General features: G+C 28.6%; 24 protein-coding genes. 13 read left to right on the top strand and 11 right to left on the bottom strand.

All coding sequences use genetic code 11. The features are described from left to right. Positions 1-149 precede the first annotated feature (149 nt). The 10 genes from B5E87_RS11740 to rpmH form a co-directional block, all read right to left on the bottom strand. Positions 150-1,490 (bottom strand): MATE family efflux transporter, encoded by a 1,341-nt coding sequence (locus B5E87_RS11740; protein ID WP_087245095.1) that lies wholly within the window; start codon positions 1,488-1,490, stop codon positions 150-152. 135 nt (positions 1,491-1,625) lie between these two features. Then, entirely contained in the window at positions 1,626-1,847 is a 222-nt protein-coding gene (locus B5E87_RS11735; RefSeq protein WP_087245094.1) for a hypothetical protein, read from the bottom strand. 1 nt (position 1,848) lies between these two features. Next, positions 1,849-3,183 (bottom strand): tRNA uridine-5-carboxymethylaminomethyl(34) synthesis GTPase MnmE, encoded by a 1,335-nt coding sequence (gene mnmE / locus B5E87_RS11730; RefSeq protein ID WP_087245093.1) that lies wholly within the window; start codon positions 3,181-3,183, stop codon positions 1,849-1,851. Positions 3,184-3,277: 94 nt separating this feature from the next. After that, the gene (locus B5E87_RS11725; RefSeq protein WP_087245092.1) at positions 3,278-3,514 is read right to left on the bottom strand and encodes a hypothetical protein; all 237 of its coding nucleotides are present in this window, start codon (positions 3,512-3,514) and stop codon (positions 3,278-3,280) included. After that, complete coding sequence (locus tag B5E87_RS11720; protein WP_087245091.1) at positions 3,507-5,249, bottom strand: ABC transporter ATP-binding protein; 1,743 nt, start codon at positions 5,247-5,249, stop codon at positions 3,507-3,509. The genes B5E87_RS11725 and B5E87_RS11720 overlap by 8 nt, the downstream gene beginning before the upstream one ends. A 70-nt stretch (positions 5,250-5,319) precedes the next feature. Then, a complete protein-coding gene (locus B5E87_RS11715; RefSeq protein ID WP_087245090.1) occupies positions 5,320-5,679 on the bottom strand; it encodes a hypothetical protein in 360 nt (119 codons plus the stop codon). An 80-nt stretch (positions 5,680-5,759) separates the two neighbouring features. Continuing rightward, on the bottom strand, positions 5,760-6,362 hold the full coding sequence (locus tag B5E87_RS11710; protein ID WP_087245089.1) for a Jag family protein: 603 nt from the start codon (positions 6,360-6,362) through the stop codon (positions 5,760-5,762). A 15-nt stretch (positions 6,363-6,377) separates the two neighbouring features. Then, on the bottom strand, positions 6,378-7,241 hold the full coding sequence (locus tag B5E87_RS11705) for a YidC/Oxa1 family membrane protein insertase (protein WP_087245088.1): 864 nt from the start codon (positions 7,239-7,241) through the stop codon (positions 6,378-6,380). Between the two features lie 2 nt (positions 7,242-7,243). Further along, a complete protein-coding gene (rnpA, locus tag B5E87_RS11700; protein WP_087245087.1) occupies positions 7,244-7,579 on the bottom strand; it encodes a ribonuclease P protein component in 336 nt (111 codons plus the stop codon). A 39-nt stretch (positions 7,580-7,618) separates the two neighbouring features. Beyond that, complete coding sequence (gene rpmH, locus B5E87_RS11695) at positions 7,619-7,753, bottom strand: 50S ribosomal protein L34 (RefSeq protein ID WP_003535525.1); 135 nt, start codon at positions 7,751-7,753, stop codon at positions 7,619-7,621. Positions 7,754-8,263: 510 nt separating this feature from the next. Between rpmH and dnaA the strand changes: the two genes are divergently transcribed. The 11 genes from dnaA (at position 8,264) to B5E87_RS11640 (ending at position 22,761) form a co-directional block, all read left to right on the top strand. Continuing rightward, complete coding sequence (dnaA, locus tag B5E87_RS11690) at positions 8,264-9,607, top strand: chromosomal replication initiator protein DnaA (RefSeq protein ID WP_087245086.1); 1,344 nt, start codon at positions 8,264-8,266, stop codon at positions 9,605-9,607. Between the two features lie 149 nt (positions 9,608-9,756). Continuing rightward, complete coding sequence (gene dnaN / locus B5E87_RS11685; RefSeq protein WP_087245085.1) at positions 9,757-10,860, top strand: DNA polymerase III subunit beta; 1,104 nt, start codon at positions 9,757-9,759, stop codon at positions 10,858-10,860. Positions 10,861-10,911: 51 nt separating this feature from the next. Next, on the top strand, positions 10,912-11,583 hold the full coding sequence (locus B5E87_RS11680; RefSeq protein ID WP_087245084.1) for a response regulator transcription factor: 672 nt from the start codon (positions 10,912-10,914) through the stop codon (positions 11,581-11,583). A gap of 3 nt (positions 11,584-11,586) precedes the next feature. After that, positions 11,587-12,483 carry a sensor histidine kinase gene (locus tag B5E87_RS11675; protein ID WP_241147173.1) on the top strand — a complete coding sequence of 299 codons (897 nt, stop codon included), beginning with the start codon at positions 11,587-11,589 and terminating at the stop codon, positions 12,481-12,483. Positions 12,484-12,568: 85 nt separating this feature from the next. Continuing rightward, entirely contained in the window at positions 12,569-13,252 is a 684-nt protein-coding gene (locus B5E87_RS11670) for an ABC transporter ATP-binding protein (protein WP_087245082.1), read from the top strand. Next, positions 13,249-15,648, top strand: coding sequence for an ABC transporter permease (locus B5E87_RS11665; RefSeq protein ID WP_087245081.1), 2,400 nt, complete (start codon positions 13,249-13,251; stop codon positions 15,646-15,648). The genes B5E87_RS11670 and B5E87_RS11665 overlap by 4 nt, the downstream gene beginning before the upstream one ends. Before the next feature lie 173 nt (positions 15,649-15,821). Further along, complete coding sequence (gene yaaA / locus B5E87_RS11660) at positions 15,822-16,040, top strand: S4 domain-containing protein YaaA (RefSeq protein ID WP_087245096.1); 219 nt, start codon at positions 15,822-15,824, stop codon at positions 16,038-16,040. After that, on the top strand, positions 16,027-17,136 hold the full coding sequence (gene recF, locus B5E87_RS11655) for a DNA replication/repair protein RecF (protein ID WP_087245080.1): 1,110 nt from the start codon (positions 16,027-16,029) through the stop codon (positions 17,134-17,136). Before yaaA ends, recF begins: the two co-directional genes overlap by 14 nt. Next, on the top strand, positions 17,123-19,045 hold the full coding sequence (gene gyrB, locus B5E87_RS11650) for a DNA topoisomerase (ATP-hydrolyzing) subunit B (RefSeq protein WP_087245079.1): 1,923 nt from the start codon (positions 17,123-17,125) through the stop codon (positions 19,043-19,045). Before recF ends, gyrB begins: the two co-directional genes overlap by 14 nt. A gap of 15 nt (positions 19,046-19,060) precedes the next feature. Further along, positions 19,061-21,520 carry a DNA gyrase subunit A gene (gyrA, locus tag B5E87_RS11645; RefSeq protein ID WP_087245078.1) on the top strand — a complete coding sequence of 820 codons (2,460 nt, stop codon included), beginning with the start codon at positions 19,061-19,063 and terminating at the stop codon, positions 21,518-21,520. A gap of 68 nt (positions 21,521-21,588) precedes the next feature. After that, entirely contained in the window at positions 21,589-22,761 is a 1,173-nt protein-coding gene (locus tag B5E87_RS11640) for an immunoglobulin-like domain-containing protein (protein ID WP_158095610.1), read from the top strand. 67 nt (positions 22,762-22,828) lie between these two features. On the opposite strand, the gene B5E87_RS11635 is transcribed toward B5E87_RS11640, so the two are convergent. Next, complete coding sequence (locus tag B5E87_RS11635; protein WP_087245076.1) at positions 22,829-23,170, bottom strand: DUF6054 family protein; 342 nt, start codon at positions 23,168-23,170, stop codon at positions 22,829-22,831. A 132-nt stretch (positions 23,171-23,302) separates the two neighbouring features. Here B5E87_RS11635 and B5E87_RS11630 point away from each other — a divergent pair, with 132 nt between their 5' ends. Then, complete coding sequence (locus B5E87_RS11630; RefSeq protein ID WP_087245075.1) at positions 23,303-23,914, top strand: DUF4230 domain-containing protein; 612 nt, start codon at positions 23,303-23,305, stop codon at positions 23,912-23,914. Positions 23,915-23,994: 80 nt separating this feature from the next. Further along, positions 23,995-25,338 (top strand): dicarboxylate/amino acid:cation symporter, encoded by a 1,344-nt coding sequence (locus B5E87_RS11625; RefSeq protein ID WP_087245074.1) that lies wholly within the window; start codon positions 23,995-23,997, stop codon positions 25,336-25,338. Positions 25,339-25,607: the final 269 nt, after the last annotated feature.

Below are 25,607 nucleotides of genomic sequence, written 5' to 3'. Positions count from 1 at the left end.
AAGATCATGAACTCCATGTGTGAGCTAAGATATAGTGACTTTACAACTGAATTTTCATTTAAGACCATATAATCAATATATTTTAAATATAGTTACCAACATTTATCTAGGGTTAGATTTTTGCATAAAAATCAGCTTTATAAGCTGATTTATACAAAAGCATGTTTTCTTACTTTTAAGTAACAGATCATTTGAGCACTTAATGTCAAAATCCATGAAATTGGATAAGAAATATAAAGAACAAAGAGAGAATGATTCATTTGGAAGACTGTAAATATCCAAATAACACGGAATAAACAGGCTCCTGTTAAAGAGATAAGCATTGGCATCATGGAATAACCCATACCTCTTAAACTTCCTACAATGACATCCATAATACCACATAAAAAATAAGATGCACTGACAATACTTAAACGAATAAGCCCAGCAGAAATAACTTGTGGATCAGTTGAATAAATAGTTAATAAAACATCTCCTAACAAGTATGCTCCAAAACCTAAAACAAATCCAATGATACTAACAACAGCTAAACATCTCACAAGAATTTGATTCACTCTTGAATAATTCTTTGCTCCCATATTTTGACTGGTAAAACTTAAGGATGTCTGATAAATAGAATTCATAGCCGTATAGACAAATCCTTCAATATTACTTGCTGAAGTATTTCCAGCAACAATAATAGATCCAAATGAATTCACTGATGATTGAATTAAAACATTTGAAATATTAAATACCATTCCTTGTAATCCTGCAGGTAATCCAATTTGCAACATTTTTATTAATTTATCTTTATGAAAACGTAATTGATCTTTAGATAATTTTAAAACACCATCAGCATGAATTAAACATCTTAACACTAATACTGCTGATATACATTCAGACATCATTGTTGAAATGGCGACTCCTGCAACACCTAAATGAAAAACAATAACAAAGATTAAATTGAAAATAACATTAATAATTCCTGCAAAAGTTAAATAATAAAGTGGTCTTTTGGTATCCCCAACAGTTCGTAATAAGGCTGCCCCAAAATTATAAACCATAAAACCAGGCATACCAATAAAATAGATACGCATATATATTGTTGATAAATCAATCACATTTTGAGGTGTTCCCATTAATTCCAAAAGTGGTCTTGCAAATATATGACCTACAAAAATCATAATAATTCCACCATAAATAGCAGTACAAATAGCCGTATGTACTGTTTCTGATGCATTTTTATCATCGTGAGCCCCACAAAATCTTCCAAATAAAACATTGGCTCCAACCGATATTCCTATGAACAGATTCACTAATAAATTGATTAATGAACTTGTTGATCCTACGGCTGCTAATGCATCACTGCCAGTAAATCTCCCCACAACAATAATATCAGCTGCATTAAATAATAATTGTAATATTCCTGATAGCATCAATGGCACAGAAAATATAATAATTTGTTTTAATAATGGACCATGACACATATCAATTTCATAACTTTTATTCATGATTTTCCTCCCCATTTCTTCGCTTGCATATTATAACACTCTTTCATTAGAAAATATGCTCTTTTCTTTTTTTGAAATGATATGATTGAATATTCAAGTCATTTCAAGAAAAAAAGATGAATCAACTCATCCTTTTCATTTATTTTTAAATATCAGATATAGAATATAGAGAATAACACATTCCAAAAGACATGCTAAGGTAACAAGTATTGCAAAGTAACTAATCAGCGATAAAGTCTGATTTCCTCTATTAAATGCTGTTACAACTAAGAAAACAATAACACTTATTAACCCTATTCTTCTTAAATATTTAAAAAATTTATAATATCTTTCTGCTAAAAACTGATACTTTTTCACATTATTTACCTATACAAAAGCGTTTAAACAACTCATCCAGTAAGTCCTCTTTTGCTCTTTCTCCTAAAATCTCTTTTAAACTTTCCCAACTTTCATATAAATCTGTAACAATTAAATCAGTTGGCACATATTCTTGCATTGCTTGAATAGCATTTTTTAATGATTGATTTGCTTTTTCTAATAATTGAATTTGTCTCGCATTCGCAAGAATGTCATCTTGTGATGAAGTAATTTGTCCTAATTCAAACATAGCTTTAATCTTTTGAATTAATGGTTCAATATCATGATTCTTAGCACTAATTGCAATACCATCAATATCTTTGATTTCTCCCTGATCCTTTTTATTAATGACAATAATTCTTTGTGTATCCTTTGATAACTCTAATAATTCATAATCTTCTTGAGTTAATGGTTGAGAACCATCTAATACCAATAATACTAAATCTGCTTTATGAACCAGTTCTTTTGATTTATGAACACCAATATTTTCAACAACATCATCAGTATCTCTAATACCGGCTGTATCAATCATATTTAAAACAATATGATCTAATCGAATCGTTCCTTCAACAATATCTCTTGTTGTTCCAGCAATATCTGTAACAATGGCTTTATCTTCATCTAATAAAGCATTTAACAAGCTTGATTTTCCAACATTAGGTTTTCCTATAATCACTGTTGAAATACCATCTTTTAATAAATGAACATTTTTAGATGAATCAATAATATGATTCATTTTTTCTTGTAATTGTATACTTTTAGGAAGTAAAGATTCAGCTGTTAATTCTTCAACATCTTCATATTCAGGATAATCAATATTAACTTCTATCTGTGTAATAATCTGAATGAGATATTCTTTTAAATCTTCAATAAAATGACTGATATTGCCTTGAATTCCTCTTAATGCTAATTGAGAAGCATAATCATTTTTAGCACTAATTAAATCACTAATAGCTTCTGCTTGTGATAAATCAATACGTCCATTTAAGAAAGCTCGTTTTGAAAACTCTCCATGTTCTGCCATACGTGCACCCATCTTTAAACAAAGATTCAAAACCTTTTGAGTAATAAAGATACCACCATGACAGTTAATCTCTACCATTTCTTCTCCCGTAAAAGTTCTATGTCCACGATATATATTAACCAAAACTTCATCAACTTTTTCATCTTGATCTTTAATAAATCCATATGTAATAGTATGACTTGCTTTATCCATGATTTTTCCAGTAAAAAACTGTTGAACAAAAGCAATACATCCCTTTCCACTTAAACGAATAATAGATATAGCTGCTTCTAATCTTGAAGTTGCTATAGCAACAATAATATCATCATTCATTTGAATCAATTCCTTTCTTTCTACTTCATATAGTATAACAATATCTTTTTAAAATATCTATGAAGTTATGAAAAAAAGTAGCACTCTTGTGCTACTAACAATGATTTGAAAGATACATTGCAGGATAATCTTGATATTTCTTAGCTTCTTGTTCATCTAAAAATATAGAATAATGAATCTGTCTTGATGAAATCTCATGATGACCACTACAATTTGCATATCCTTCAATTTTAAATGTATATTCCTGATCTTTGATTTGAATATCAAAAACCTTTCCATTCATAACAAACCCTTGAACAATAAAATATACAGTTTGTCCTTCTTTAAGCATTTTCTTCCAATCCTTCAAATTGTAAACGATAGTATTTGGCATAAACATTATTTTTATTCAATAAGAATTGGTGTGTCCCTCTTTCAACAATACCATTATTACCAATGACAATAATTTCATCAGCATTTCTAATTGTAGATAATCTATGAGCAATGGTAATACATGTACGATTCTTTGCTAAGGCTTCTAAGCTTTTTTGAATATGACGTTCACTTTCATTATCCAAAGCACTTGTTGCTTCATCAAGAATTAAAATTTTTGGATCTTTTAAGAATATTCTGGCAATAGAAATACGTTGTTTTTGTCCACCACTTAAACGTGTTCCTCTCTCACCTACATATGTATCATAGCCATCAGGTAAACTCATAATAAAATCATGAATATTCGCTTTTTTAGCTGCTTCAATAATTTCTTCATCACTGGCACCTGGTTTTCCATAAGAAATATTTTCTTTAATAGAACCAGTAAATAAATATACATCCTGTTGTACAATCCCAATAGATTGGCGTAATGATTTGAGAGTTAATTTTCTAATATCTTGACCATCTATTTCAATACTTCCACCTGTTACATCATAAAAACGAAGTAACAATGAACAAATGGTTGTTTTTCCTCCACCAGATGGACCAACTAATGCAATAGATTTTCCTGAATCAATATGAATATTGAGATGATCTAATACTTTTTCATCATCATATCCAAAGCTCACATCTTTATAATCAATAACACCCTGAACATTAACTAAATCATGACTGTCTGGAGCATCTTGAATTTCAACTTGAGTTTCCATCACTTCATTGAATCTTTTGAATCCTGAATAACCTTTTTGAAGCATTTCTGTAAATTCTACTAAGACTTCAATTGGAGTAATAAAGATATTAATATATAAAGCATAAGTTGCAAGAGCGACAGGTTCTAATGATCCTTCAGCAATAAAGAATCCCCCAGCAACTAAAATCGTAACATATAAAAGTCCCTGAAAGAAATTATTACCACCTTGGAATTTTCCCATACAATGATAATTATTTTTCTTACTTTGTAAAAATCTTTCATTACTTCTTGCAAATTTATGTCTTTCAATATCTTCATTTGCAAAAGATTTCACAACTCTAATTCCAGCTAAAGTATCCTGTAAAGATGCATTAACACCTGCAATCTTTTGACGATTATCCATAAATGTCTGTTGCATAGATTTGTTTTGTTTTAATGAAAACAACAACATACATAATGTTACAATCATCAATAAGATAGTTAAAGGAACATGAATATACATTAATAAAATAAATGAACCTATAATTTTAAGTAATGATATAAATACATTTTCTGGTCCATGATGAGCAAACTCACAAATATCAAATAAATCACTTACTAACTTACTCATCATTTCCCCTGTATTATTACGGTCATAATAAGAAAAAGATAATTGTTCAAACTTATCAAACAAATCTTTTCTCATATCTCTTTCCATTTGAGCACCCATAATATGTCCCTGTGCTGATACATAATATTTACATAATGCACGAATAGCATACATAATCAGTAAAAAGATGGCTAACCAGAATAAACTTTGAATAATTGTCTGATGATCAGCGATATATAATGTATCATTTAAATAATTTAAGATTTGAGGAAAAGCCAAATCAATAAGACTGATAATCATGGCACAAATCATATCTAAAAAGAAAACTGTTTTATATGGTTTATAATATTGTATAAACTTTCTCATAATCTTCATAATATACCCTCCATTCTACAACTTTTCCCATTATAACATATCTAAAAAAAAAGAAAACATTTCTGCTTTCTTACTCATCAAATATATTAAAAATATCTTTTTTATTTTCTAATAAATAAGCTTTTTGATCTTTGATTATATAATTTCCATTGATGATATATACTTGTTGATCATCTAATTCAATTTGATATGTGGGTCCTTTTGTTTTTTCATAATCCTTTTGAGCATTTTGAACATGAATAGACTGATTTAATGTCTTAACTAATAAATCAATCTTATCTTGATTGTGAATGGAATATTGAATCGGCTTTTCTTGTTTTCCATAAATCGTTAATGTTGCATATTGATAGGAAGGTTGCTTCATTTTCAAACTTATTCCTCCTATTACAACAATAAACAATACAAGTATGGCTATAATTTTTCTTTTCATGATTCCCACCTCAAGTTCATTCTATCATAAACAAATGAAATTCTTGTGTATAATTAAAAAAACTCTATCCAAGATAGAGTTTAATCAACATATGAAATTGTCGTAAATCTTCCTTTTCCTTCTCCCTGACTTTCAGTTTTTAAATGTGGACCCATTTCAGAAATTGTTTGATGAATCACTTTTCTTTCATCAGCAGGTAAAGGATCAAGTTTCACATCTATTTTTGTACGTAAGACTTGTTTACCAAGTCTTTTTGCCATAGCTGAAACTTTTCTATATCTATTTTCTCTATATCCATTAATATCTAAGCTAATTTCAAATCTTTTCTTAAATTCATTTTGTACTGCTTGTCTTGCGATAAAATTAAATGCTCTTAGAATAACCCCATTTTTACCAATTAAAATAGAATTATTATCTGTATTAATATTACAATAAATACGTCCATCTTGAGTATATGAAACAGTTTCTACTTGGAACTCCATATTTGTAAGTGTCTTTCTTACAAAGTTTTCTAAATATTCCTGAACCATACTCTGACAATAACATTCAATCACAACTTTTTTAGAAAATAATCCCTTTTTTTCTTCAATAATTTCATATGTCAATTCATCAGGAGTAATTCCTAAATCTTGGCAAGCATGTTGAATCACATCATCTAATGTTTTTCCTTCATATGTCTTCATAGTTTTGCCCAGTCCTTATTTATCTTTTTTCTTTTCAATGTGATAAAGTTGAATATAAACTGTTCTTGCAATTGTAATTAAACTTGTTGTAATCCAGTATAATGACATTGCTGTTGGCATTGATACTGCAAACCATACAATCATAACAGTCATGACAATATTCATTGTTTTCATTGATTGTTGTTGTTTTGAAACCTTATATCTTGGATTTCTCTTTAACATAATATTATTGATTTCAATCGCAAAATATTGTGTTAAACCAACCAATGCTACAATAACGATATAAGCCCATTCTCCTTCTGTAATGGCTGATATTGGCGTAATTCCTAATTTTAATCCAAATAATGTTGAAGTATATAATATTTCAACTCTTTGCACTGCCTGCCAAACTGCAAGCATGATTGGTAATGTCAAGAACGTTGAAAAACTGCTTAACATGCTGATATTATGCTTTTTATATAAAGCTTGAATTTCAGCACTTTGACGCATTTGAGAGGCCTGATCTCTTCTTCCAGCATATTTTCTTTGAATTCTTTCCATTTCTGGTTGAATTAATTGCATCTTTTGAGTTGACTCTGTTGATTTAATCATGATAGGTAAAATCAGAATATTGATGAAAATTGTCATTCCCACAACACCCCAAGCAACATTACCTAACATATTGCTGATAAATAAAATACCTCTCGCAATTGGATAAGTTAAAATAAAATCAAAAAAACCTAAATCCTTTAAACTCCAAGGAGTTGACTCATTAATAGCACGTGATGCAATCAGTTGTCCATTTTGATCAAGATTACTTGTACATCCAACTAATACGAAGACCACAGCTACTAAAGCAAATGCTTTTAAAAATTTCTTTGTACGTTGATCTAAATACATTGTTACTTTTCCATCCTTCTATTTATTTTATTATATAGAGATACAAGGCTTTCTAAATTATCATGATAATTCTGATTTAAAAACTGATATCTCACTATAATAATAAAATCCATCTTTTGATTGTTATCAAAAACCTGCTGAACCATCATTCTGACTTGTCTTTTTATTCTATTTCGAACAACAGCATGACCTAATTTTTTACTTACTGAGATTCCCACTCTTAAATGATCTTTGTTTTGATCAAAATAAATGACAAACTGTCTGTTTGCTATTGATTTTTTCTTTTTAATGATGGATTGGAAATCTTCATTCTTCTTAATTCGATACTCTTTTTTCATATTTTTTTAGAAAAAAAACCACATTAAAGTGGAATTTTTTTAGGCAGATAAAACTTTTCTTCCTCTCTTACGGCGACGAGCAAGTACTTTTCTTCCGCCTACTGTTGCCATTCTAGCTCTAAAACCATGAGTTTTTGATCTTTTTCTCTTATTTGGTTGATATGTTCTTTTCATTGATTACACCTCCAAAATAATAAATTTTTTATACACAATAACATATGCCCCATTATTATATGGGTTTTGCTTTTATAAGTCAATGAAAATATAGAAAATTATTTGATTATTCAAGCATTTTCTTTCCTGATAAAGTTCTATTTACTTTCATTTGTGCATATCATTTAACAGGAATATTTATGTCTATTCACAACTTATGCACAAACGCTTAAAAGTTATTCACAATTGTGCATAACTCTACATTTATTCACTTATATCGACATTTTTCTTGTGCATTATTTGTTGCTTTTTATGTGAATTAAAAAAATAAAATCATTTTGTGCACAATTATGCACATAGCATAACTTTTTATGCACAATTTCGATATCATGAAATTTGTGTAAAACTAAAAAAAGCCCGTCAATTCAATATAATTTGATGTGCATAACTATGTGAATAACTTGTGCGTATTTTTTTTCATCTTCTATTTATTCACTTTTTCCTTTATAATGTGTCTTGGAGATGGTGAAAATGAACAATTTAGATATGAACTGGCAAAAAACTTTAAGTTTATTCCAAGGAAAACTTGATGATTATGGATTAGATAAAATTACTTTTGATTCTTTTTTCACTACCTTAGAAATCAAAGACATTGTAGGAAGTGTCGTGACAATCACCATTGATACAAAATGGAGCTTAGATGTTGTAGAACCTTATTTAACGCATTTACAGGAAATCTACAATACTGTCACAAATGGACACTATCAGCTACATTTAATGACTGAAGAAGATTTTAAACAAAGTCATGCAAAACAAGAACATTTATTACATTTTGATGATCACTTAAATCCTGATTTGACTTTTGATAATTTCGTTATTGGAAACAGTAATAGAATTGCTCAAAATGCATCTTTAGCGGTTGCTATGAAACCTGGTATTTCTTATAGTCCATTGTTTATTCATAGTAATTCAGGATTAGGAAAAACACATTTATTAAATGCTATTGGAAATTACGCTAAAAAACGTGATCCATCTATAAATGTTTTATTTACAACAAGTGAGAACTTTGTGAATGAATATATTCAATCATTAGCTAACCATGCAATGGATGAATTTAACTATAAATATCGTCAAATGGATATATTATTAATAGATGATATTCAATTCATGGCTACAAAAGAATCATCAAGTGAGATCTTTTTCAACATTTTTAATACTTTAATTAGTAATAAAAAACAGATTGTCATTACTTCAGATAAACCACCACGTGATCTAAAGGGAATGGAAAGTCGATTAGTCAGTCGATTTTCATCTGGTTTAACAGTAAGTATTGATACACCAGAATTTGAAACGGCTAAAGCCATTTTAAGAAAGAAAATAGAAATTGAAAATGTTGATTATCCAATAACGGAAGAAGTTTTAGACTTTATTGCCACTCATTTTAATACTGATGTCAGAGAACTAGAAGGAAGTTTAAAAAGATTATTATTTTATAAGCTCATATGTGGTAAAAAATTAGATATTATTGACTTGAATTTTGCCTTAGAAGCCTTTAGTGATTCTTATAGTCAGCCAACACAGAAAAAAGAATTAACTGTTTCAAATATAAAGAAATGTGTTGCTGATTATTATAATTTAACGGTCGCTCAAATTAATTCTAAATCAAGAACATCTAGTATTATTGTCGCAAGACATATTGCCATGTATTTAGTCAGAGAACTCATTGAAGATATTTCATTCATTCAAATTGGTCATGAATTTGGTGGAAGAGATCATTCAACTGTCATGAAAGCTTGTCATAAAGTTCAACAGAAATTAGAAAAAGATATGAATTATCGTCAAGCTATTCAAGATATTAAAAAGAAACTTGTGTAAAAGTTATGCACACTTATCCACAACTTATGCACATCATAAAAATAAAAAAACAATGAATAAAACGTCACTTTTTTTCACTTATGCATATTGTGCACAATATTATTATTATGTTATTATTTAAATAATATAAAATATAAAGGAGATCATTTATGAATTTTAAGATTAAAAGATTGGAATTATTGAATGCTCTAACTAAAGTTTCAAGAGCTGTTTCTATAAAAAGTCCCTTACCTGTTTTAACTGGTATTAAATTTGATTTAAAAGAAGATGAACTTATTTTAACTGGTAGTGATAGTGATATTACAATTCAAACAAGTATTCAAGATCATATTGATATTATTGAACCTGGTAGTGTTGTTTTATCATCTAAATATATATTAGAAATTATTAAAAAGATTGATTCTGAAGATGTACATATTTTTATTGTAGATGGAACACTTACAAGAATTGAAGGAGCTAACTCTCGTTTTGATTTAAATGGAACATCTTATATTGATTATCCTCGTATTGATTTAAATAAAACAGGTGTTAATTTACAGATGAAATCTATTGATTTAAAAGAAGCAATTGAACAAACTTCATTTGCGACAAGTGAAAAAGAAACAAGACCTGTTTTAACAGGAGTTAATTTCAAAGCTAAAGATCATGTTTTAGAATGTATTGCGACAGATAGTTATCGCTTAGCAAAACGTATTTTAAATATTGATTCTGATATTTCATTTAATATTATTATTCCTAAAAAGAGTTTAATTGAAATCAGCCGTATTATTGAAAAAGATGAACTGATTGATTTATATGTATCTGATCGTAAAGTTTTATTTGTTTTTGATCATGTTTTAATTCAAACAAGATTAATTGATGGAACTTTCCCTGATACAAGTCGTTTAATTCCTGATAGTTTTGATTATTCTATGAGTATTGATAGCACAAGTTTATTAAATTCTATTGATAGAGCATCATTACTGACAAATGAACAAACAAATATCGTTAAACTCACAATGAATCAGGATACAGTGATCTTATCTTCATTCTCTCAAGAAATTGGGTCAGTAGAAGAAAACTTATCTAGAGCTTTCTATAAAGGTGAACCTTTAAAAATTTCATTTAGTGCCAGATATTTAACTGATGCTATTAAGAGTATTAATGGACAAAAAGTGAGAGTCTTATTTACTGGTGAAATGAAACCATTTATTATTAAAGACTTTGAAAGAGAAGATATTATTCAATTGGTTTTACCTGTGAGAACTTATTAAGCTAATCTATTCACGATTAGCTTTTTTTGTTATAATTTGAATGGTGGTATTATGGAAAAAATTTTACTGGTTGAAGATGATTTACAAATCGTTAAGCATTTAAATTCTTATTTAAGAGAAAATGGTTATCATTTAATAGCTGTTGATGGTCAAAAAAAGGCTATGCAAATACTCCAACAACAATCTATAGATTTAATCTTATTAGATATTTCATTAAAAGAAGGTAATGGCTTTTCTTTATATAATGAAATTAAAGCTTATTATGATATTCCTATTATTTTCTTAACGGCCCAAAGTGATGAATTTAGTATTATTACAGGACTTGATTTAGGAGCAGATGATTATATATCAAAACCATTTCAACCTCGAATACTTTTATCACGTATTCAAAATATTTTAAGAAGATATAAAAAACAAGATCAGATATTCCAATATCAAAATCTTCAAGTTTATATATCTCAGGCTAAAGTCTTTAAAAATCATCAGGAAATCTTTTTATCAGCTTTAGAATATAAATTATTGTTAATATTTGTACAACATGCTCATCATTTACTAACAAGAGAATTTTTATTAGAAGAGCTTTATCAAATGACGGGTGAAGATATGAATGATAATACTTTGACTGTTTATATTAAAAGATTAAGAAATAAGATAGAAGATCAACCTCAACATCCCCAAATCATACAAACCAAAAGGGGATTGGGTTATCAACTGGGAGATTAGATCATGTATATCATTATATTCTTATTATGCTGTATTATAGTTAGTTTATGTTTTTACATCTATAAACAAAATAAAAAAATTATTTCTATTTCTAAACAAATCAATGATATTTTATTTCATCATAATGATTTTTATATTCAAAAATATAAAGAGGGAAATCTTTCTATCTTAGAGAGTGATATATGTAAATTAGTCAATAAGATTTATGAACAAAATCATTTATTAGAAAATGAAAAACTGATTCTAAAAGAATATCTGGAAGATATATCTCATCAAATGAAAACACCTTTAACAGCTTTAAATTTAATTCATGAAAGATTAAATAAAGCAGAAGGCAATGAAAAAAGACAATTATTAAAAGAAGAAAAGAAATTATTAGATAAAATTGAATGGCTCGTGATGAGTTTATTAAAAATGGCGCAATTAGATGCCCAGACAGTCACTTTTCATCAGGAAAGCATTACACAGAAAGATTTTGTTTTGCAGTTATTAAATCCATTTGAAATACAACTAGATATGAAAGATATTCAATTACAAATCAATATTCAAGAATCAGAGATATTCAAATGTGATATTTTATGGACTTTAGAAGCTGTATCTAATATCTTAAAAAATTGTATAGAACATGTAGAACAAAATGGAATCATTCATATAGAAATGAATCAAAATCCTTTATATGATGAAATCATTATTCAAGATAATGGTTGTGGTATTGATCAGGAAGATTTAATTCATCTATTTGAAAGATTTTATAAAGGAAAAAATGCAAAGCAGGATAGTGTAGGTATAGGTTTAGCTTTGAGTTCTATGATTATTGAAAAACAAAATGGAACAATTCAAGTAGAAAATACATATCCTGGCACAAAATTTACAATTCATTTATATAAAGAAAATGTATAGATATTTGATTATGACAAATCTGTCACTTTATTGTCACGGGTTTGTCATTTTTATTTGATACAATACAATTGAGGAGGGAGAATATATGGCAATACTAGAAGTTAAAAATTTAACAAAAATCTATGGGCATGATGAAAATAAGGTTGTAGCCTTAGATCATGTTTCATTTACTGTTGAAAAAGGTGAATTTATAGCTATTGTAGGTTCATCTGGATCAGGAAAGAGTACATTGCTGCATTTGATCGGGGGTGTTGATAAACCAACAAGTGGTGAAGTGATTGTCAATGGACAGAATGTCTATAAAAAGAATGAAAATGAATTAGCCATATTTAGAAGAAGGGAAGTAGGGTTGATTTATCAATTCTATAATTTAATTCCTATATTAACCGTTGAAGAAAATATGACATTGCCAGTATTGCTGGATAATAAGAAAGTGAATCAGGAAAGACTGGATGAATTACTACGTATATTAGATTTGAAATCAAGAGAAAAACATTTACCAAGAGAACTTTCAGGAGGACAGCAACAACGTGTATCAATAGGAAGAGCATTGATGAATGCGCCATCACTGGTTCTTGCGGATGAACCAACAGGAAATCTTGATTCAAAAAATAGTAAAGAAATCATAGATTTACTGAAATTAACACAAAAAAGATATAAACAGACCTTAATTATGATTACTCATGATGAAAATATAGCGATGCAGGCAGATAGAATCATAGTGATAGAAGATGGAAAAATAAAAAAAGATGAGGTTATCAGAAAATGAAAATCACGAATACATTGACCTTAAGATATCTGAAAGCCAATAAAAAAAGAAGTTTATTGACATTACTATGTATTATGGTATCAGTGATCATGATGAGCTGTGTAGGAATAGCTTTTTCATCAGGTAAAGCCTATTATAAAAGTTATATAGAAAAAACAAGAGGAGATTACCATTATCGCATTGTTGATAATAGACAAGAAATTATTGATTTAATAAAAGATGATTCTCAAGTTGATGAATATTATTTTTCTTGTACAACACAACTTGATTATCAAGATTCACAGTTATATATGAAGTCTGGTGATTCATTATATTTTCAAAAGAAAGGACTCTATGATTATATTATTGATGGAAGATTACCTGTTAATAAGTATGAAATTGTTATAACACCAGAATTTTTAAAAATGAATCATATTGATAAAAAAATAGGAGATCAGATAACATTTGATAATCAACAAACATATACAATTGTAGGATTTATGAATAGTTATCAATCTCAAGATTTCATGGAATATATATATCAGGCATTTTCTTATATAGATTTAACTCAAGATTATACAATGTATATTAAAGATAAAGATGTTTCCAAAAATATATTTCAACATGTACAAAATTTAAATGAAAAAATACAAAACATGGAGAGTACAACATCTTCCAAATATTATATACCATATAATTCATCTTATTTGGCTGTACAGAATATCTTTGAAGAAGGTTTAACTGCTGGATATACAGATGTATATCATATGATTTATATTATGATTGGTATTATTAGTTTTGTATCTGTTATGATTATATATCAGGCATTCCATCTATCAACAACAGATCGTATTCAATATCTTGGGATGCTTTCAAGTGTAGGCGCTACGCCTAAGCAAAAGAAATGTTCTGTTTATTTTGAAGGATTCATATTATCCATTATTGCGATACCATTTGGAATTCTATGTAGTTTTATAGGATTAAATATTGCTTTTTCATTTGCTAATCAAATGAAAATTTTAAAAGATCTCAACTTATCTATTCATACGCAAATCTCACCATTATATTTATGTCTCGTTATTATAGGTTCGTTTTTGATTACTTTTATCGCATTATATATACCTGCAAGAAGAATATCAAAAATATCTGTGATGGATGCATTAACGAAAAGTGATGAAGTTAAAGTGAAAAAGAAAAGACTTCAATTAAATCGTTTTTTATCAAAATTTTTAAATGTTTCATGGCAATTGTCTATTAAAAATTATAAAAGACAAGGAATCAAATCCAGAGTTATTATTATTTCCTTAATGTTATCAATGATTATCTTTGTTTCTATGACAAGTTTTGGTAAAAATTTTATTAATACTGTCAAAAAAGAAAGTGGTATTCATGATTATGATATTTCAGTTTCAGACGTTGAAATGAAAAATAGACAAGATGTTATTGATATTTTAAATAACAGTCAATATGATAATGACTATTATTTGAGAGGATTAGAATTTGTTAATGTAGATATTAATCCTGATTATTTAACATATGAAAGTCCAAAAACTATAGGAATTTATATTCAGTGTATAGATGATCAAAGATTTAATCAATTATGTGAGGATAATGGTATTCAGCCATCAAATGATTTAGCATTAACATATAATCAATCTTTAATCTTAAGTGAAAATGAAACAGAAATTTCATCAGTTTATAAAAAAATGGACAGAAACTTTATCCAAGATATGTATATCAGTTATTTAGATGATGAGACTGAAAAAGAAAAGAAGTTAGATATTCAAAATTTTCAAGATATTCAGATGATAGAAACATCTGATGAATATAATATAATGAATCCTTATGAATTAACTTTTATTGTTTCCACAGACTATTTTGAAAAAGAGTTTGGCTCTACGAATATAGAAATTTATATTCAGACACAACAACATGAACAATTAAATCAAGAATTGGAATCTTATGGATTAAGCAGTTACGATGAAACATCAGCTAATCAGGAAAGAATTGAGTTTATGACAATTGTAGAGATATTTGTTTATGGTTTTGTCACAATTATGTTGATATTTACACTAATGAATATCTTAAACATGATGAGTGCCAGCATAGAAAAAAGAAAAAAAGAATTTGCGATGTTCATGAGTATAGGCATGAGTGTCAATGATATGAAAAAAATGTTATGGAAAGAATCTTCTATTTATGGCATAAAATCATTTGTATATAGTTTACCATTCTGTATAATAATAGAATTTCTATTATATAATTTATCTTTTAACACTATACCTTTTAGACCATCATGGATAGCTTATTTGATATCATTTATTGTGATGATGATAGTGATGATCTTAACATTTAAATTAGGATTAAATTGTTTTAGAAAACAGAATATTATAGAAACATTAAAAGATGATATGTAGTCAAAAAGACTATATATCATTTTTTAGCTTATATTTAGCTTATAAGAGGTTTTTATATAAAAATGAGATTTATCACTTTTTTTATAAATATTGAATATAAGCCATAAAAACTATCATTTTTGATGTTTTTGTGATATAATAGTTCAGGTTATGAAAGTATGGGTGATAAATATATGAAAGAAGTTACAATTCATAGTGAGTATATTACTTTAGGACAATTACTTAAATTAGCTGATGCTGTAAGTAGTGGAGCTGAAGCTAAATTAGTCATTAGTGATGGACTGGTTCTTGTCAATGGTGAAGTAGAAACAAGACGTGGGAAAAAGCTCTATCATCAGGATATTGTTTCTTTTGATGGACAAGAATATCTAATCATTAATGAAGATTCATAGTATTCAATTAAAGAATTTTAGAAATTATATTGATTGTTCAGTAAAATTTGATCCTTTTATTAATATTTTAATTGGTCAAAATGCTCAAGGAAAAACAAACTTATTAGAAGCTATATATATTTTATCAATGTCTAAAAGTTTTAAGACAAAAGTCATAGATGAAATGATTTATTTTGATCAGGACTTTGCGAAAATTCAAGGACAGGTTATTAATAATCAAAAGACATTAAATTTAGAGATTGTTTTATCAAAGTTAGGAAAGAAAGCTTTGATTAATCATAATGAAATTAAAAAAACAAGTGATTATGTTGGTTATTTAAATGTTGTTTTATTTATTCCTGAGGATTTAATGTTAATAAAAGGGAGTCCAAAATTAAGAAGAAAATTGATTGATATGGAGTTATCTAAAATATCACCTATATATATGTATGATTTTAATAAATATCAAAGATTATTAAAAGAAAGAAATAAATATTTGAAATTATTAAATGAAAAACATTTAAAAGCTGATGATTACTTAGAGGTTTTATCTGAACAGATGGCACGATTACAAGTTCAATTATTAAAGAAAAGAATTGAATTTGTTGAATTATTAAATGAGATATCTACGAAAATGTATGATTATATTGCTTTACATCAGGAAGTATTATCAATTCAATATAAAACACATTATAAAGATATGAGTTATGAAGGTATTTTAGAAGATTATCGAAAGAATTATCAAAAAGATATTGCTTTTAAACAGACAACACATGGTATTCATAAAGATGATCTGGTGATGTGTTTAAATCAACAGGATGCTATAACTTATGCTTCACAGGGGCAACAAAGATCTATTGTTTTAGCAATCAAAATTGCTTTATTAGAATTGATTAAAAAAGAAATCGGAGAATATCCTGTTTTGTTGTTAGATGATGTTTTAAGTGAATTAGATGATACAAGAAAGACGAAGTTATTGAATTTAATTGAAGGAAAGGTTCAGACTTTTTTAACTTCAACAAATATTGATGGTATTCATCATCAGGTTATAGATAAAGCAAAGAAAATCGTCATTGAAAATGGAAATGTGAAAGGAGAAAGCTATGGAAGAAAATAAAGTTCAACACAGTTATAATGAATCTGATATTCAAGTCTTAGAAGGATTAGAAGCTGTTAGAAAAAGACCAGGTATGTATATTGGTTCAACGTCTTCTAGAGGTTTACATCATTTGGTATGGGAAATTGTTGATAACTCTATTGATGAAGCTTTAGCTGGATTTTGTAGTGAAATTAAAGTGATTTTAGAAGAAGGCGATGTTGTCAAGGTTATTGATAATGGACGTGGTATGCCAACAGGTGTTCATGCGAAAACTGGTAAGAGTACAGTTGAAACAATTTTAACTGTTTTACATGCTGGTGGTAAATTTGGTGGTGGAGGCTACAAAGTTTCTGGTGGTCTACACGGTGTTGGTGCCAGCGTTGTTAATGCATTGAGTGAATGGTTAGAAGTTTATGTACATAGAGATGGTCATATTTATTATCAAAGATTTGAAAAAGGTGGACAACCTGTTGAAGATTTAAAGATTATTGGTGAATGTGATGATACTGGAACAACAGTTACTTTTAAAGCTGATCCTTTGATTTTTGAAGAAACAACTGTATATGATTATGAAACATTAAATCAGAGAATCCGTGAATTAGCTTTCTTAAATAAAGGATTGAAATTAATTTTAGAAGATCATAGACAGACACCACATAAGAAAAATGAATATCACTATGAAGGTGGTATCAAAGAATACGTAGCTTATTTGAATCGTAATAAAACGCCTATTCATGAAGAAATTATTTATGTAGAAGATGAAATAGATGATATTAAGGTTGAAGTTGGTATGCAATATAATGATGGATATCAGCCAAATATCTATTCTTTCTGTAATAATATTAATACGCATGAAGGAGGAACTCATGAAGAAGGTTTCCGTCTTGCTTTAACAAGAGTCATTAATAATTATGCAAAAAATAATAATTTCCTGAAAAAAGATGAAGAATCTTTAAGTGGGGATGATTGCCGTGAAGGGTTAACAGCGATTATTTCAGTGAAACATCCTGATCCTCAATATGAAGGACAGACAAAAACAAAATTAGGAAATGCTGAAGTGAGAAAAATCGCAAGTAATATCATTTCAACTGCGTTAGATAAATTTTTATTAGAAAATCCAAATACTGCACAAATTATTATCAATAAAGCCATTGTCGCAAGTCGTGCCAGAATGGCAGCTAAACGTGCCAGAGAAATGACAAGAAGAAAAACAGCTTTAGATAGTATTGCCTTGCCAGGTAAATTAGCTGACTGCTCATCTAAGGATCCTAGTGAATGTGAAGTATTCATTGTCGAAGGGGATTCTGCCGGTGGTAGTGCCAAGATGGGTAGAGATCGTAGAACTCAGGCCATTTTGCCATTACGTGGTAAGATTTTAAATGTTGAAAAATCAAGATTAGATAGAATTTTAGGGAATGCTGAAATTCGTTCGATGATTACAGCTTTTGGAACGGGTATTGGTGAAGAATTTGATATTAGTAAATTAAGATATCATAAAATTGTCATTATGACCGATGCCGATGTTGATGGTGGACATATTCGTATTTTGATGTTGACATTCTTATATCGTTTCTTAAAGCCATTAATTGAAGAAGGATATGTGTATGCTGCACAGCCACCATTATATTTATTGAAACATGGAAAAGAAGAATATTATTTATATTCTGATTATGAATTGGAAAAGAAAAAAGAAGAACTTGGTGAAAATGCCAAAATTTCTATTCAGCGTTATAAAGGTTTAGGAGAAATGAATGCTGAACAGTTATGGGATACAACAATGAACCCAGAACATCGTGTTTTATGGCAAATTGATTTGGATGATGCGATGCAGGCTGATGCTATGTTTGATATGTTGATGGGTGAAAAAGTTGAACCAAGACGTGAATTTATTCAAGAAAATGCACAAATGGCAGAATTAGACTTATAGTAAAGGAGAGAAAAAATGGAAGAACGTGGAATTAAGAAAAGATCATTAACAAAAGAAATGAAACAATCCTTTATCAATTATGCCATGTCAGTTATTGTTCAAAGAGCTTTACCAGATGTGAGAGATGGATTAAAGCCTGTTCAAAGAAGAATTGTGCATGGAATGAATGAACTTGGATGTTATAGTGATAAACCATATAAGAAATCAGCACGTATTGTTGGGGAAGTTATGGGGAAATACCATCCTCATGGTGACTCTTCAATCTATGAAGCTTTAGTTCGTATGGCACAGGATTTCAGTTATCGTTATATGTTAGTAGACGGTCATGGAAACTTTGGTTCTATTGATGGTGATGGCGCTGCGGCACAACGTTATACTGAAGCCAGAATGTCTAAGATTTCTATGGAAATGGTGAGAGATATTAATAAAGATACAGTCAATTTTATTCCTAACTATGATGGTGAAGAATCAGAACCAGAAGTTATGCCATCACGTTTCCCTAACTTATTAGTAAATGGGACAACAGGAATTGCGGTTGGTATGGCTACAAATATTCCACCTCATAATTTAGGTGAAGTCATTGATGCCATATTGGCTGTTTCTCATAATCCTGATATTACGATTCTAGAATTAATGGAAAATTATATTCAGGGACCTGATTTTCCAACAGGAGCTTATATTTTAGGTAAATCAGCGATTAAAAAAGCTTATGAAACTGGTAATGGCTTAATTGTCATGAGAGCGAAAACGGATATTATTGATATTCATGGTGGTAAAAAAGCTATTGTTGTTACTGAAATACCATATATGGTCAATAAAGCTCGTTTAATTGAAAAAATGGCTGAACATGTTAAAGAAAAACGTATTGAAGGTATTACAGAAATACGTGATGAATCTAACCGTGAAGGTATTCGTATTATGATTGAACTTCGTAAAGATGTTCAACCAGAAGTTATTTTAAATCAGTTATTTAAATTAACAGCTTTACAGACAACATTTGGTGTCAATTCTATTGCTTTAGTAAATAATCAACCTCAAACTTTAAATTTAAAACAAATGATTACTTACTATCTTGATCATCAAGAAGAAGTGATTAGAAGAAGAACAGCTTATGATTTAAAGAAAGCTGAAGATCGTGCTCATATTTTAGATGGTTTAAAAAGAGCATTAGATCAGATTGATGCTATTATTGAACTCATTCGTTCATCACGAACAACAGAAATTATTCAACAGAGATTGATGGATGAATTTGATATGTCTGATCGACAAGCAAAAGCAATCAGAGAAATGCAGCTTCAAAGATTAGCTGGTTTGGAAAGAGAAAAGATTGAAAATGAATTAAATCAATTATTAGAATTGATTGCTGATTTAAAAGATATTCTTGCAAAAAGAGAAAGAATATTAGAAATTATTGAAAAAGAATTATTAGAAATTAAAGCTAAATTTGCTGATAAGAGAAGAACTGAAATTATTCAAGGAACATTTGATTTAGAAGATGAAGATTTAATTCCAGTCGAAGATGTGATTATTTCTTTAACTTCTAATGGATATGTCAAGCGTATGCCTGTTGATACTTATAAAACACAAAATAGAGGCGGTAGAGGTATCAAAGGTATGGGAACCAATGAGGATGATATTGTGGATGCTCTTATTCATATGAGTACTCATGATGATTTATTATTCTTTACAAACTTTGGTAAAGTCTATCGTTTAAAAGGATATAATATTCCTGAATTTGGTAGAACTGCTAAAGGATTACCTGTTGTTAATTTATTAAATCTAGATAAAGATGAAAGTGTTAAATCTATGATTTCTATTGATAAAGATGATATTGATGAAGATAAGAATCTATATCTATTCTTTGTGACATTAAATGGTTTAGTTAAGAAAACATCTATTGAAGAATTTAAAAATATTAGACAATCTGGTAAGATTGCGATTAATTTAAAAGATGAAGATCAGTTGGTTGCTGTGAAATTAACAAAAGAAAATGAAGAAATTCTCGTTGCAGCATCTAATGGAAAATTAATTAGATTTAATGAAAATGATGTCAGACCAATGGGTAGAACAGCATCAGGTGTCAGAGGTATTAATGTAGATGGTAGTCATGTTGTGGGTATGACAACAAACGGAGAAGGACAATATATTATGGCTATTAGTGAAAATGGTTATGGTAAGATGTCTCCAATAGAAGATTACCGTGAATCACATCGTGGTGGTAAAGGTGTGAAAACCATTAATACGACTGAAAAGACAGGACAATTGGTAGCTTTAAGAGCTGTTAATGGTGATGAAGATTTATTAATTATGACAAGTGAAGGTATTATGATTAGACTTCCAATGGAACAAGTGAAACTTGCTGGAAGAAATACTCAAGGTGTTAGATTGATTAAAGTTGCTGAAGGATCAATTGTTTCAAGTGTAGAAGTTGTTGATAAATCTGAAGAAGAAACTGAAGATAATGAAGAAGAATAGTATGTTGTAGGACATACTATTCTCTTATGGGGAAGGAAAAAATGAGAAAACTCAATAAAAAACATGTTATGATAACATTCATTCCTATCATTGTTATGATTGTTTTGATTTTTTGGTTTGTGTTTAGAAAAACAGAAACATTAGAATTAATAGGAAATGAAAAAGAAGTTTTCATGCTAAATTCTATTTATGAAGAAAAGGGAACAAATCTTGAAGATGTAGAAATGATTGGGAATGTTGATACATCTCAAGAAGGACAATATGAAATTAAATATCAATACAAAAATCAGACTGTTAAACGTCTTGTTGAAGTCTTAAATAATAAACAAATCGTTATGAATTTAAATGGATCTCAGGATACTTATGTTTTAAAAGGACAGAAGTATATAGAATCAGGATGTCATGTTATTGATCAAAATGAAGGTAATCTGACTGATCAAGTTAAAATCACAGGAAAAGTTGATACTCAAAAGGTTGGCGATTATGAGATTATATATTCTGTTCAAAATAAAGAAGGTATCTATTGTTCTAAGAAAAGAATCGTACATGTTGTCAATGAATTTGAAAAAAATAGTCATGGGATACCTGTTTTAATGTATCATTATGTCTATACTCCAGATGATTTACCAAAAACGATAAATACAAATTATATTCTTGATTCAAAATTAGAAGAACAATTAAAATACTTAAAAGAACAAGATTTTTATTTTCCATCATATCAGGAATTATCAGCTTATATAAAAGGTGAAATTGATTTGCCAAAGAAAAGTGTTATTTTAACCTTTGATGATGGACAAAAAGGATTTTTAAAGTATGGTATTCCATTATTAGAAAAATATCAGATTCCAGCAACTTCGTTTATTATTGCATCCCAAAATGGAAAAGAAAAAGTAAAAAAATATGCCAGTGAGTATATTACTTTTCAATCTCATTCGTATGATATGCATAAAGGTGGAGGAAATATTGGACATGGTGGTATTATCAGTGCTTTAAATATGGAACAAATTAAAGAAGATTTATTAAAGGCTCAAAATATTGTTGAAAATACAGAAGCTTTTGCTTATCCATATGGAGATGTCACAGTACAAGGACAACAAGCTATTCAAGAAGCTGGAATTTTATGTGCTTTTACAACAGAGTATGGAAAAGTAAAAAAAGGTCAGGATCCAACAAAATTACCACGAGTACGTGTACTTGGTGAATCATCATTGCAATCATATATAGCATCATTAGGAATGTAAAAAAGATTTCTACTTCAATTATGTAGAAATCTTTTTTTAGAATGATGTTCAAATAAAATGTATTAAATTATTTGTTTTTATAATTTTTAATAGCTTCTTTAAATTTATCTAAAAAAGCATCTTCACCAAAGGTATTAATTTTAAAGAACATTGCTTGACTTCCACCGGAACTAATGGCAGTGACCTGAATATGATTTTGATATTCTGTTATAGTAATAGACAAGCTTAATCGGTTTCCTCCTGTATAACTATATCTCTCTAATATTAAAATACCAACATGAACATCGTGTATATCATAATAATGTTCATCTTCTATTGAAGCTGAAAAACTTGAATTTATTAATTCATTTTTTAAAAATTGACAGAAATGATTGAAAGAACCATGAAGTTCACAAGAATATTTAGCCATGATCATACCTCCTTATTTATAGATTATCATGAAGTTTTGAAAATTATGTGTATTTTATATGTTCATATCATTTCAACAATATTTGACAAATATCTTGATCTTTTCTACAATGTTTGTAAGTAGGTGAAATGAATGAAAAAAATACAAATTAGTCAAACTTTAAAAAATATTATTGTTATTGTTGTGATAGCAGTTGTTTTCTTTTTTGTTGGAAAAGTATGGCCAAGTGGTGAAGAACCAACAGCTATAACAAGTGATTTATTGTCACAACAAATTCAAGGTATTAGCGAACTAGCAAGTGTAGAATATAATTATACCAATATGGGAAAATATGAAAACCAGGCGACTTTTTATGGTTGGAAAGTCCCTTTTACAACAAAGAGTTTCATTTTATCATATGATGGTCAAATTAAGGCTGGTATTGATATGAGTTTAGTAGAAGTCAATGTTCATGGTCAAAATATTGATATAACAATACCACAAGCTAAAATCCTATCTCATGAGATAGATGAAAAAAGTATTGAAGTTTTTGATGAAACAAAGAATATTTTTAATCAAATTAGTATTACTGATTATAATCAATTTGCGATAGATCAAAAAAAGAGCATGGAAAGTAAAGCACAAGAAAAAGGATTATTGGAAGAAGCTCAAAATAAAGCTAAAGAAATAATACAAACATTTGTAGAATCAATGTATTCATCTTCAGATGATTATAAAATTGAAATAAAAGTGGCAGAATCTTAAAGTTCTGTCATTTTTTGTTGAAATATAACGATATTATAGTATAATGTTAGAAGTTTGGATATAGAAATGGGAGGTCATATATGAATTCAAGTCAAAGTGGTAAGAAATTAGCGAAGAAAATGATTATTGCTTTAATTTGTGGTTTAATTGCAGGGTTTGGATGTATTTTATTAAGAGAAAATTTATTAACGAATGGGCAGGAAGCTTTATGGAATACAATCAATAATGTATTATTTCAAGATATTACTGCTGAAGGCGCTAATAGTGCAATTGGTTTATTTTATATTGTAGGTCAATTATTTGTAAATGCATTACAATTAATTATTATTCCAATGGTATTTGTATCTATTATTTTAGCTATTTGTGTTATTACTGATACAAAGAAGCTAGGAAGAATTTCTTCTAAAACAATAGGAACATTCCTTATAACAACAGTTTGTGCTTTAATATGGGCTGGTATTATTGGTTCAATTGTTTATCATTTAGGAGCATTTAATGCTGTACATGCTGATAACTTAGTGATTCAACAAGGAGCTGTAGGTTCTAATCCATTAAATATCATTGTATCAGTGATTCCTAATAATTTAATTAATGCATTTACAAATAATGGTAATGTTTTAGCAGTTGTTTTCTTAGCAGTAGCGATTGGACTTGCGATGAATCAATTAAAAGATAAAACAAAAACATTAAAGAAATTATTAATTGAATGTAGTGATATTATTTCAGTTTGTTTATCATTTGTAATTACAAAATGTGCACCATATGCAATATTTTGTTTATTAACAAGAACATTTGCAATCTATGGAATTGATTATTTATTACCTGCTTTAGCTTATGTCTTAACAGTTCTATTTGCTTTGTTTGTTTATCTGTTTATAGCTTATCCTATCTATTTAATGGTGATGGGAAAAATCAATCCAAAACCATTTATGCGTAAAATACCAAAAGTTGCTTTATTTGGTTTTTCAACATCATCAAGTGCAGCAACATTACCATTAAATAAAGAAACAACAGTTCATGAATTGGGTGTAAGTGATGAAATAGCTTCATTTGTTTTACCATTAGGAATGACAATCAATATGGATGGTACAGCCATCATGCAAGTTATTGCAGCTATCTTCATTGCAGCAAGTTCTGGTTATGATGTATCTTTAACATCTATGGCAGTCATTGCATTTCTTGCTTTAATTGCATCAGTAGGAACACCTGCTGCACCAGGAGCAGGAGCTGTTATCTTATTTACTATTTTGACTGGTATGGGATATACAAATGATGGGGCATTATTGGCTTATTCATTAATTTTAGCAATCAATAGACCAATTGAAATGCTTGTGACATCATTAAATGTTGTTGGAGATTCAGCAACTTCTGTTATTGTTGGTAAAAAAGAAAATATGTTAGATGAAGATATTTATCATAGTTAAGTAGACTCAAATTGAGTTTACTTTTTTAATCATTATATTTGCTTAAAGTAAATTTCAAAAATAAATCTACACTTTCTAGATAATATAGAATCTAATTTTTGATATTGATATAATGCAGATGGAACAGCAATAACGGTAGGTGGTTATGCCTTAGTCGTGGGACGAAGGCACGTGATCCTTCGTTGACATAGATATCCATTTAATAGATGGAAATATGAAAAACGGAGGTGATGGACATGACATCTTATGAGATGGTCATGATAATGTTA

Origin of the sequence: Massilimicrobiota sp. An142 (genome assembly GCF_002160725.1) — a bacterium.
Lineage (GTDB): Bacteria > Bacillota_I > Bacilli_A > Erysipelotrichales > Coprobacillaceae > Allocoprobacillus > Allocoprobacillus merdigallinarum.
The sequence above is the reverse complement of the archived record's forward strand: the minus strand, read 5'-3'. Positions and strand labels throughout refer to the sequence as shown.